This window comes from Pseudomonas sp. 22490, assembly GCF_052044465.1.
Classification (GTDB): domain Bacteria; phylum Pseudomonadota; class Gammaproteobacteria; order Pseudomonadales; family Pseudomonadaceae; genus Pseudomonas; species Pseudomonas aeruginosa.
In genome coordinates, this window is sequence record NZ_JBQENS010000049.1 from 1 (window position 1) to 10930 (window position 10930).

Annotated in this window: 10 protein-coding genes and 3 pseudogenes; 3 read left to right on the top strand and 10 right to left on the bottom strand. The window is 59.8% G+C overall.

The window, feature by feature from the left end:
* Positions 1 to 190: 190 nt before the first annotated feature.
* The 5 genes and pseudogenes from ACTJJX_RS32375 to argC all read right to left on the bottom strand — a co-directional run bounded on the left by ACTJJX_RS32375 (position 191) and on the right by argC (position 4851).
* The gene (locus ACTJJX_RS32375; RefSeq protein ID WP_074183340.1) at positions 191 to 1222 is read right to left on the bottom strand and encodes a methyl-accepting chemotaxis protein; all 1032 of its coding nucleotides are present in this window, start codon (positions 1220 to 1222) and stop codon (positions 191 to 193) included.
* 36 nt (positions 1223 to 1258) lie between these two features.
* Complete coding sequence (locus ACTJJX_RS32380) at positions 1259 to 2287, bottom strand: IS30 family transposase (RefSeq protein ID WP_043157031.1); 1029 nt, start codon at positions 2285 to 2287, stop codon at positions 1259 to 1261.
* A 24-nt stretch (positions 2288 to 2311) separates the two neighbouring features.
* Positions 2312 to 2938, bottom strand: coding sequence for a DNA methyltransferase (locus ACTJJX_RS32385; RefSeq protein WP_003465024.1), 627 nt, complete (start codon positions 2936 to 2938; stop codon positions 2312 to 2314).
* Between the two features lie 414 nt (positions 2939 to 3352).
* Positions 3353 to 3508: pseudogene (locus ACTJJX_RS32390) on the bottom strand (OmpA family protein); the annotation flags it as partial.
* Between the two features lie 413 nt (positions 3509 to 3921).
* Complete coding sequence (gene argC, locus ACTJJX_RS32395; protein WP_003465021.1) at positions 3922 to 4851, bottom strand: N-acetyl-gamma-glutamyl-phosphate reductase; 930 nt, start codon at positions 4849 to 4851, stop codon at positions 3922 to 3924.
* A 114-nt stretch (positions 4852 to 4965) separates the two neighbouring features.
* Between argC and ACTJJX_RS32400 the strand changes: the two genes are divergently transcribed.
* Positions 4966 to 5850, top strand: coding sequence for a LysR family transcriptional regulator (locus ACTJJX_RS32400; RefSeq protein ID WP_003465017.1), 885 nt, complete (start codon positions 4966 to 4968; stop codon positions 5848 to 5850).
* A 183-nt stretch (positions 5851 to 6033) separates the two neighbouring features.
* Here ACTJJX_RS32400 and ACTJJX_RS32405 read toward each other — a convergent pair whose 3' ends face one another.
* The 4 genes and pseudogenes from ACTJJX_RS32405 to ACTJJX_RS32420 all read right to left on the bottom strand — a co-directional run bounded on the left by ACTJJX_RS32405 (position 6034) and on the right by ACTJJX_RS32420 (position 7726).
* Positions 6034 to 6297: a uracil-DNA glycosylase family protein gene (locus ACTJJX_RS32405; RefSeq protein WP_003830781.1), complete on the bottom strand. Its 264-nt coding sequence runs from the start codon at positions 6295 to 6297 to the stop codon at positions 6034 to 6036.
* A 61-nt stretch (positions 6298 to 6358) separates the two neighbouring features.
* Positions 6359 to 6679: pseudogene (locus ACTJJX_RS32410) on the bottom strand (uracil-DNA glycosylase family protein); the annotation flags it as partial.
* Between the two features lie 28 nt (positions 6680 to 6707).
* Positions 6708 to 7034 (bottom strand): annotated as a pseudogene (locus tag ACTJJX_RS32415) (cytochrome P460 family protein); the annotation flags it as partial.
* A gap of 116 nt (positions 7035 to 7150) precedes the next feature.
* On the bottom strand, positions 7151 to 7726 hold the full coding sequence (locus tag ACTJJX_RS32420) for a carboxymuconolactone decarboxylase family protein (protein WP_023596203.1): 576 nt from the start codon (positions 7724 to 7726) through the stop codon (positions 7151 to 7153).
* A 75-nt stretch (positions 7727 to 7801) separates the two neighbouring features.
* On the opposite strand from ACTJJX_RS32420, the gene ACTJJX_RS32425 reads away from it, so the two are divergent.
* Positions 7802 to 8644, top strand: a complete 843-nt coding sequence (locus ACTJJX_RS32425) for a helix-turn-helix transcriptional regulator (RefSeq protein WP_003830784.1) — start codon at positions 7802 to 7804, stop codon at positions 8642 to 8644.
* Positions 8645 to 8860: 216 nt separating this feature from the next.
* On the opposite strand, the gene ACTJJX_RS32430 is transcribed toward ACTJJX_RS32425, so the two are convergent.
* Positions 8861 to 9817 carry a GlxA family transcriptional regulator gene (locus ACTJJX_RS32430; RefSeq protein ID WP_034367474.1) on the bottom strand — a complete coding sequence of 319 codons (957 nt, stop codon included), beginning with the start codon at positions 9815 to 9817 and terminating at the stop codon, positions 8861 to 8863.
* A 115-nt stretch (positions 9818 to 9932) separates the two neighbouring features.
* Here ACTJJX_RS32430 and ACTJJX_RS32435 point away from each other — a divergent pair, with 115 nt between their 5' ends.
* The gene (locus ACTJJX_RS32435; protein WP_232776335.1) at positions 9933 to 10820 is read left to right on the top strand and encodes an MBL fold metallo-hydrolase; all 888 of its coding nucleotides are present in this window, start codon (positions 9933 to 9935) and stop codon (positions 10818 to 10820) included.
* Positions 10821 to 10930 lie beyond the last annotated feature (110 nt).

Sequence of the window (10930 nt, forward strand, 5' to 3'; positions counted from 1 at the left end):
AGGGGGAACCGCAGAATTCGGAAAAAATCGTACGCTAAGCTAACGGTGTTCTCGTGACAGCTCTTTGACTAGGCTTTCTAAGGCCATTCTGATAGCCCTGACTTCCTGAAAAGCCATGGCTAAAATTTGTGCGGCTAAAAGGGATAACCGATGGTAAAGTAAGTTATCCCTGTCGAGATACTGAAAAGCGTTATCCTCGTTTTTCCCAAAACTGTTTTGCCAGTTCGCTCAGAGCGCTAGTTAACTGAGCGACAGATTTCGCACTTTGCAAATTATTCTGCCCGGTCTGTACATTGGTATCAGCAGCATCGCGTATATTGATAATACTGCGGTTTATGTCTTCACTTACTGCTCCCTGCTGCTCGACCGCAGTCGCTATTTGCGCGTTCATGTCGGTAATTTCGTTAACGCGTTGGCCAATTCCATCAAGAGCTGTAGCTGCTTCCTCTGCGTGAGCTACACTCGTGTGCGCTTGCCGACTACTTTGCTCCATGACTGTAACAGCGGATTGCGCTCGCTCTTGTAGAGCGCTGATCATGCTTTGAATATCCGTTGTCGATTGCTGTGTGCGAGCAGCAAGACTGCGAACCTCATCGGCGACAACAGCAAAACCACGCCCCTGCTCACCAGCACGCGCGGCCTCAATTGCTGCGTTGAGTGCCAACAAATTCGTTTGCTCGGCGATCCCTCGTATAACGTCAAGAACTTTTGATATCTCGTTACTTTGACCTTCAAGCTCATGAATAACCTGAGCGGCTTGCCTAATTTCACCTTCAGGGGCAGTGATTGACTGGCTTGTGTGGGCTACCAGACGCTGGCCAGATGCCGTCTCAGTGTCTGCTCTTCCGGCCGCATCTGCAGCATGCTGTGCATTGCTCGCAACCTCTTGAATGCTTGCCGCCATTTGGTTTACTGCCGTTGCTATTTGATCTGTCTCTGCCTGCTGCTCAACTGTAAGTACATTGCTTGACTCAATATCCTTTAGTAGGCCTCGGGTGTGTTCGCTAAGCCGATTTGATGCATCACCTATGCGACCTACTATGGCGCCTGTTTCAGCTTGCATCATTCGTAAAGCAAACTCTATTTGGCCAAACTCATCGGTGCGCCCAGTGTAGAGGGATTGACTTAATGGGTTATTGGAAATATTCCTGGCTCTTTCAACCAGTCTTCCAAGAGGAGAGAGAATAGCCAAAACACTAACAGAGCTTAAGCTTCCTGACATTAAAGTGGGCGGTTACAGGAGCTGAGTGCAACACGGTTATTGAATTGAAGCTGGAGCATCATGCCGCATAGCCATAGCTTCCTGCATCACCTCGTCCATAACCTCGATCGGACACTTGAAGTCGAAGCGCTTACGGGGGCGCATGTTCAGTTGCAGTGCGATGGCATCCAGTTCCTCCTGGCTATGCACCGACAAGTCCGTGCCTTTGGGCAGGTACTGGCGGATCAGGCCATTGATGTTTTCGTTACTGCCGCGCTGCCAAGGGCTGTGCGGGTCGCAGAAGTAAATCGCCACCCCGGTCTGCTGGGTGATTTCAGCATGCCGCGCCATTTCTCGGCCCTGGTCGTAGGTCATGCTCTTGCGCATCGCCAGCGGCATGCCATTGAGCGCTGCACTGAAGCCTTCCATCGCCGAGGTCGCCGTCGCGTCGTTCATCTTCACCAGCATCAGGTAGCCACTGGTGCGCTCCACCAGCGTACCTACAGACGAGGCGTTGGCCTTGCCCTTGATCAGGTCGCCTTCCCAATGCCCTGGCATCAGTCGGTCTTCGATCTCCGGCGGACGTACATGAATACTGACCCTCTCAGGGATCTGACCGCGCCGATCCACGCCGCCAGAGCGCGGCCTGCGCATCGTCTTGCTTTGGCGCAGGCAGATGATCAGCTCTTTACGCAGCTCGCCGACTGGCAAGGCATAGATCGCGTTATAGATCGTCTCGCGACAGACGTAGGCATCTCTGAGGCTGGGAATATTCATGCTGCGCAGCTTGCCGGCAATCTGCTCGGGAGACAAACGCTCACGCAGCATATGCGCCTCCAATTCGAAGCGCTCGCTACCCGGCAACAGCTTTTGCTTCGGTCGACACACCTGACGGCGGGCCTGCATCTGCTGCTGGGCCACGCGGGCCGAGTAGCCGCCACAGGCATCTCGATTGCGGCGCAGCTCCCGGCTGATGGTCGAAGGGGATCGGTTGATCAAGCAGGCAATCCCGCGCAGGCTGAAACCTTGGGCATGACCGATTTGAATGGTGGCGCGCTCTTCAACGCTGAGTTCGGAATAAGACATAGGGACAGCACCGTACCGGAAAGGTCAGGTGTTGCACTCAGTTTTCGCCGCCGCCCCCTTATTATCACTGCGAGGTGAATAGCTTTTCTGCCAATTGATTATGCCAATGCGATTCTCTTCGCCGAAGATTTCGTCCATGAGCATGCCAAGTCTAAATAGTTCCCTATGATCAATACAGATAGCCATAACCCCGCCTGGGGTTAGCATCTCACGCATCATCCAGATTCTGGGTGTCATGAAGCGCAACCATTTGCTGTGCTTGGACCCATCATCTTTAGGAACTACATCGCCGAGATCTGGATCGTTTGGATCCTTGTCCCACTTGTCGTTATAGCGGAAGTCCTCGCCGGTGTTGTACGGCGGGTCTGTTACTACAAGATCAACTTGACCACGATATTTATAGAGCGTGACCATCGCAGAAAGGTTTTCACCGTCCCAGATCTCATTCTCTGACTGGGCGGTTTCCTCTCCAAAGGATACTTTCTTGATAATACGATGCAGCTTCGGCTTGACCTGGCGGATGATCTGCCAGGGAGCAGCCCGCCCGGTGTAACTCATAACGATGCCATTCTTGCCAGCATCGGCAAGCGCCGCATCATGCTCCTGCAGCATACGGACCAAGGCGGCCCTCGGCAGTTGTTCGTAATCCATGCTTGCCCCTTGAATTCGTGCGGCGGCACCGAAAAGCTGAAAATTCTAGTACCGCTCGTGGATGCTTCACCATCCCTAGGGTGGCGAGTGTACTTGTGAACGTATTGATTTGGCTGTTAAACCGTTGAAAAAGACGGATCAACTGAGTTCCAAACGGGCTGCGTACTGGCTGGCAGATGCGAATCCGGCGCACGCCGCTCCCTTCTGGGCTCAAGCCCGCGAAGCGGGCATAAAGAACCCGGCCGAGGCCGGGATCCTTATGGGCTTATGGGCCGGCGTATTGGTCTGCCCAGTCCAAAGCCGGTGCCACGGGAGCTTGCACCTCCTGAGGCCAGGTTTTGGAGCCCACTGCAAATCGCCCGTAACCCATTAAAAGATAGCTGGGCATCCGACGAAAAGAGCACCAAGGCACCATTACCCTTGAGCTACAGCGCCGCTACGGGGCACCAGTTTGATTTCAACGCGGCGATTTTGGGCGCGACCCTCGGCGGTGTCGTTGGGGGCAATGGGCGAGCTGGAGCCTGCACCAAAGGTTTGCAGGCGCGAAGGATCGACGCCATTGCTGCGCAAAGAGAAAAAGGGGACTGATTTATGTGCGCCAGGCAAAGCTTGGTCGCCTGGGAATGACGGCGCAAGCCGTCACGAAATGGCGTAAGAAACCCAGCGGGTATGACCCCCGCCCGGTAAAGGTTAGCCACCGACCGGAAGCGAGTCTTGCGTGGTGACCGGGTAACCGGCGCTGCGAAGCGTAGACAGCAGAAAAGGGGATTTATTTTCCCTACTCTAAAACGGCCGCTGTTGGCCGATTGCTGCCTGTCGTGGACGACCGTTTAACTTCAAAGCCTGACTGGATTGCAAACTGCTGACACGCGTAGATTCTGTTTTCGACTCGTTTAATGCCGTCGATGCCAGGCCATAAACAGAGAGGAAACAACCGCTCGAAAATTCGAGCCATAGACTCTAGAGCCAGTGGGTAGTCGGAGTCATGTTCCTGCAACCATCAAATCCAGATTCTGCACCGCCGCTCCAGCGGCTCCCTTCCCAAGATTGTCAAACACCGCAGCCAACAAAACCTGCCCCGTCTCATCATTTTCACACACCACCAATCGCAAACTATCAGTCCCGTTAAGCGCCTGAGGATCAAGGCACGTCAACCCTTTGGCCTCCTGCATCGACATCACCTGTACATGGTCCGCATCGACGTAGTGCTGCATAAGACACGCATGCAACCGCACCGCATCCACGCCCGGCGCCAACAAGCGAAGTTGCAACGGTATGGTCAGCACGATCCCCTGCCGAAAAGCCCCATAAGCCGGCACAAACATCGGCCGCTCCATCAGACCGCTTTGCTGCTGAATCTCCGGAATATGTTTGTGTGCCAGCCCCAGACCATAAACCTGAAACGCGGGCGCCTGTGATGCGCCCTCTCCCTCATGCTCTTGCACGCCAACGCGCCCTTTTCCGGAATAGCCCGACACAGCATGAATGTTCGTCGGATAGTCCCTGGGCAGCAACCCGGCCTCCAGCAATGGGCGCAGCAGCCCTATCGCCCCCGTGGGATAGCAACCGGGATTGCTGACCCGCCGTGCCGTGGCGATGCGTTGGGCCTGCTGCGAGTTCATCTCCGCGAAACCATAGGTCCAGTCTGGATGGGTGCGGTGCGCCGAACTCGCATCGATCACCCGAACGGCGGGGTTTTCGATGCTCGCTACAGCGTCGCGTGCGGCTTGGTCGGGCAAGCAGAGAATCGCGATGTCGCAGGCGTTGATGATTTCGGCGCGACGTTGCGGATCCTTGCGATGTTCGGGGCTGAGCGTGATAAGCCGCAGATCGGTCCGGTCGCGTAGACGTTGATGGATTTGCAACCCGGTGGTGCCTTGGTCGCCGTCGATGAATATAAGAGGACTTGCCATGGAATGCTCTCGGACATAGGAAATCAGGAGTTCCAATCTTCAGTGAGGGGCTAAGATAGGAAAAGTTGAATTTCTAAACGATGAAATTCAGCTTTTCTGAACAAGGAGTGACTCATGCGCGAAATCAGCCTGGACCGTCTGCGCACGTTGGTGGCCATTGCCGACCTGGGTTCGTTTGCCGAGGCGGCCCGTGTGCTGCACCTCGCGCCACCCACGGTCAGTTTGCATATTGCCGACCTGGAGTCGCGGGTTGGCGGAAAGCTGTTGTCGCGCACACGTGGGCGCATTCAGCCTTCGGCGATTGGAGAAACGCTGGTGGAGCGCGCGCGGCGCCTGTTGGCGGATGCGGAGCAGGCGCTTGAGGACGTGGAGCGTCAGGTGCAGGGCTTGGCCGGGCGTGTGCGGCTGGGTGCCTCCACAGGGGCCATCGCACAGTTGATGCCGCAAGCTTTGGAGACGTTGGGCCAACGCCATCCCGCTATCGATGTGCAGGTCGCGGTGCTCACGTCGCAGGAAACTTTGAAGAAGCTTGCCGAGGGCTCTTTGGAGATCGGTCTGGTCGCGCTGCCACAGACCCCGGTGAAGGAATTGCGGATCGAGCCATGGCGGCGGGACCCGGTCATGGCCTTCTTGCCGGCTCGCTGGGAATGCCCGGATGTTGTGACCCCCGGTTGGCTGGCCGCCCAGCCATTAATTCTGAATGACAAAACTACTCGGCTTTCGCGCTTGACCTCGGAGTGGTTCGCCAGTGATGGACGGCAGCCCACGCCGCGTATTCAACTGAACTACAACGATGCGATCAAAAGCCTAGTGGCGGCCGGTTATGGTGCGACGTTGTTGCCGCATGAAGCCTCCACGCCATTGCCCGATACCAGGATCGTCATGCGGCCATTACAGCCCTTATTGTGGCGTCAACTTGGTATTGCCCACCGTGGTGGGGACGTCGAGCGGCCTACGCAACATGTGCTGGATGTGTTGTGGGGGTTGAGTGCGGGCTAGGGCGATGTTGTCAGAGAAAGGACCGCTTTCGACCCGGTCATACGGTGATTGAGGTCCCAGGCGTCAGCTACCGCACCTGAAGCCGTCGTTCATCGCTCCAAAGCCGGTGCCTGTCTCCGTTCGCCCAGGCCAGGGTGTCGTAGTACTTGTGCAGCAGCTCGGTAATGGCGGCGGTGTCGTCGGTCATGGGGTTTCCTTGGGGTTGGCGGTGAGGACTGCCTGGACGCGTGCTTGCAGCGCGGGCAGCACGTCTTGTTGGAACCAGGGGTTGCGCACCAGCCAGCGATTGTTGCGCGGGCTAGGGTGAGGCAGGGGGAACGCTTGCGGCCAGTGCTCGCGCCAGGCTTCGACCACCCGGGTGAGCGGCGTCTTGCCAGTACCGAGGTGGTAGTCCATGGCGTAGCTGCCCAGCACGATGACCAGCGACAGGCGCTCGAAACGCTGCATGAAGGCTTCGCGCCAGGCGGGGGGCGCACTCCGGGCGTAGCGGCAGGTCACCGCTTTTGCCGGTGCCCGGATAACAGAAGCCCATGGGCAGAATGGCGATGCGGGTAGGGTCGTAGAAGGTGTCGCGGTCCACGCCCAGCCAGGCGCGCAGACGCGCGCCGCTGGCGTCGTCGAAGGGCACGCCTGAGGCATGGACCCGGGCCCCCGGTGCTTGGCCGGCGATGAGGATGGGCGCACTCGGGTGAAACTGGAAGACCGGCTGCACGCCGTGTGGCAGATGCGGTGCGCAGCGCGTGCAGGCGCGGACGTCGGTCAGAAAGGCGTCGAGTGTCGGCATGGCGCGCTTCCGGAAAGGGTGGCTCGCGCAGGACGGAGGTGCCATCCTGCGCGAAGCGTAACCCGGCAGCAAGTCAGTGCTGGGTCAGTGTCGGATAGCCCTGGATGAATACGCGGTCGGTCTTGGCCGCCGGCACATGGCAGCCCATGCAGTCGGCTTCGTAGCTGACGGCGACATTCTTGGCGGGGGCGTCGGCCTTGAACAGCGCCCAGCCCCAGCCGTCGCCCCACAAGGGGTTGCTGGCGAAACGGCCTTTGGCGTCCTTGACCATCACGAACCACACGGCCGCATCGGAACCCCAGACCACAGGGTTGCCAGTGGTCATGGCGCTGGTTTCGAGCTTGCGGATCTCTTTCACCAGCGTGGCGCCGTCCAAGAACTTGCCGGTCTTGCGGTAGTGCTCGGCCGAGGCCTTTAGTCGCCGGCCGTGACGGCCAGTGGCAGGACGAGGGCGCTGGCGAGCAGAGCGCCGGTGAGTGCGATTTTCATCGTGTTCTCCTTATATGCCTATGGAGATCAGACGGCGACCACGGGGAAATCCACCGTGGGGTCGGCGATGTGGTTGGTGTAGTTGGTGAGCGTGTTCAGCGCGACGTTGGCGATCACTTCCAGTATCAGGCCGTCGTCGAGCCCCGCGCGGCGGTAGTTGGCCATGGCGTCGGCCGACACCACGCCGCGTTGCTCGACCAGCGCGCGGGCAAAGCCGGCGATTGCATCGTCAAGTGCGTTGGCCGCCTGGCCGGTGCGGGCCGCGGCGATGGCCTCTGCCGACAGTCCGGCACCTTTGCCGATCAGGGTGTGTGCGCTCAGGCAATACTGGCAGCGATTGGCTTGAGCGGCAGCGAGCGCAACGATCTCGCGCTGGGAGGCATTCAGGCGGCCGGTGCCCAGCGTTTCGGACAAGCCGAGGTAGCCATTGAGCGCCGCCGGCGCGTGGGCCAGCGTGGCGAACAGGTTCGGCACCATGCCAAGCTTGGCTTTGACGGCCTTGAGTGTGGCAGCGGTAGCGGCGTCAGCGGTGTCGATGGTCAGGGGGGCGATTTGGGTCATGTCTATCTCCGTAGTGGGTGAGGTGCAAGAGCACGTGGGCATGATCGCCCTTTGTTTGGTACGATATGGCACGTAAAGTATCAAATACGTAACCTATCGTCTTATATGGAGAGTGGAATGGCGGATCGACTGGCCGGCTTGCTCCGGCACTACTCGCTTTCGGCGCGCGTTTTTCACAGCGGCGCCTTCTGTGGGCAGCATCATTACGCGGCGCCGCATGGCTATATCCATCTGGTGCGGCGCGGCCCGATTACGGCGCGTTCGCCCGTGCATGAAGATCTGCTGGTTACCGAGCCGAGCCTGCTGTTTTATCCGCGCGTGGCGTCGCATCGTTTTGTCGCCGCCCCCGGCGATACCGCTGAGCAGTTGTGTGCGGAGGTCGACCTGGGCGCTTCGACGGGCAATCCGTTGGCCATGGCCTTGCCGTCGATGCTGCTGATTCCGTTGGCGGACTTGCCCGGCCTCGGGCCGACGCTAGAGTTGCTGTTTGCCGAAGCCGAGCGCGACCAGTGCGGTCGGCAGGCCGCCATCGACCGCTTGTGCGAGTTGCTACTGATCCAGTTGCTGCGTTATCTGATGGATGGGCGGCTTGGCGCCACCGGACTGCTGGCGGGCCTGGCCGACCCGAAACTCGCGCGCGCCATAACCGCCATGCACGATGCGCCGCAGACCGCGTGGTCGCTCGAGGCGCTGGCGGCGAAGGCGGGCATGTCACGCGCGCGCTTCGCCGCCGCGTTCAAGGACGCGGTGGGCGTCACGCCGGGCGACTATCTGGCCGACTGGCGGATGAACGTCAGTTGCACCCTGCTCAAGCAGGGGCGGCCGGTGGCGGTGGTGGCCGACCGCGTCGGCTACGGCAGCCCGAACGCTCTGGCGCGCGCCTTCCGCGTGCGCATGGGCTGCGCCCCGCGCGACTGGCTGGCGCAGCAGCGCGGTGACGCGGCGCTCAGCGGTTCGTGAGTTTGAGTTCGATTCGCCGGTTCTTGGCGTAGGCGGCGCCGGTGTTGCGCTCGTCGAGCGGGTGAAATTCGCATCACGCCGGAACAACTGGCGGAACTCCAGGTGGCGATCCGTCAACGGCTGGTCAGTCTGTTCGTGCGGCGCGGCCGGCTGGACAAGGCTGAGTCAGTGGCGCAGGTAGCTGGATGACGCTGTCCCGCCCGGAGCAGACAAAGCTCACGCGCGCCCAAAGGTTCTTCGCCATTCACTGGGACTGACCTGGTTTCTGCGCTTGAAGTGCTGACGCAGCGAGGTCGGGTTCTGAAATCCGACCAGGTCAGAGATGGCTTCCACCGGCAAGGTGGTGCTTTCCAGCAGCTCTCGGGTCCGCTGCAGGCGTTCGTTGATGAGCCAGTCTCCCAACGACATGCCGGTCGCCTTGCTGAAGTGGCGCGTGAACGTGCGCCGGCTCATGGCGGCGCGTTGGGCCAGCGCATCGACCGAGTGGACCTGGTTCAGGTGCTGGCGCAAATGGTCCAGCAACTGATTGATCCTGGCATCTTGCGTGGAAGGGGCAAGCGGCTGTTCAATGAACTGAGCCTGTCCTCCTTCGCGGTGAGGCGGCACCACCATCATCCGGGCGACTTTGTTGGCCGTTTTCTGGCCGTAGAACTTGCGCACGATGTAGAGGCAGCAGTCCAGGCCCGCCCCTGTTCCCGCCGATGTGATCAGGCCATCGTCATCGACATACAGCGCATTCATGTCCAGTTGCACTTGCGGAAAGCGCAGCTTGAAATCCTGCTCCGCCATCCAGTGTGTGGATGCGCGTTTGCCATCCAGCAAGCCCGCATAGGCGAGGACATACGCGCCGTAGCACAGCCCCACCACATGGGCACCCCGCTGGCGGGCCTGGCGCAAGGCGGCTATCAGCTCGGGCTCAGGACGCTCGGCCAGATCATGCCAACCGGGGATCACGACGATGTCAGCCTTGGCCAGCAACTCCAGCCCGCCATCGGGTTGGACGAACAAGGCCCGCTCGGCCGCCAGCGCGGTGCCGCCTGGCGTGACGATCTTCAGATCGAACAGCGCCTGCTCGGGCAACTGCGCACTGAAGATCAAGAACGGCACGCCAAAGTGAAACGGGCTGAAGTGCGGGTAGCTCACGAGGGCCACGAGGGGAAGTCGCTTTGACATGAAGCTCCTGGGTGAAGTGGCCCAATTCTTTCGAATATTGACGCTTGGGTCAATTCTACAAAGGGGCGAGAGACACGACCATGGAGGCCTCTTCAACTCAACGCGGGTGTCCCCCATGTTCTCGATGAAAGCTTTCACTCCCCTGCTGGTCTCGCTGTCGCTGGGCGCCTTTGCGGCAACCGCCTGGTCTGCACCGGCAACCGTCACCGGCACCTCGGTCAAAGTGCAGCAGATCCGTAACGCCACGGTGAAGATCGACTTTGCTGGCACGACCTTCCTGGTCGACCCGATGCTGTCGGACCAAGGGGCGTTCCCCGGCTTCCCGGGCACTTACCGCAGCGAACTGAGAAACCCCTTGGTCGCGCTGCCCTTTTCAGTGAAGGATGTGCTGGACAGCGTGGAAGCAGTGGTCGTGACCCACACCCATACAGACCATTGGGATGAGGCCGCTCAAAAGGCGATCCCCAAGAGCCTGCCGGTCTTCACGCAGAACGAAGCGGATGCCAAGCTCATTCGCAGCCAAGGCTTCCAGGACGTCCGCGTGCTCACCGGCTCCACCACCTTCAAGGGTGTGAAGCTGAGCAGGACCGGCGGTCAGCACGGCACGGATTTGTGGTTTGCCGACCCCGCGCGTGCGGCGTTCATGGGCCCGGTCATGGGGGTCGTGTTTGCGGCGCCGCAGGCAAAGACGGTCTACGTGGCGGGGGACACGGTGTGGCGTCCGGAAGTGGATCAGGCACTGAAGCTGCACAAGCCCGACGTGGTGATCCTCAACACAGGGAGCGCGCTCGTGAGTGGCTTTGAGGAGCATCCCATCATCATGGGCAAGCAGGACACACTCCAGGCCACCAAGGCAGCGCCCCATGCGGCCATCGTGGCCGTGCACATGGATGCGGTGAACCACATGTCACTCACCCGCAAGGCCCTGCGTGAGTTTGTGCAAGACCATAAAATTGAGCAACGGGTGCTGATTCCCGAGGATGGCGAAACCCTCCGGTTCTAAACTACTACGGTGCCTCGTCGTCAAGACCGGACACGGGGGACCAGAGACCGCTTTTGGCCGGCAGCAGCCCGTCGTTGCCTGATGGATCCAACCCCTCCGCTGCTATAGTG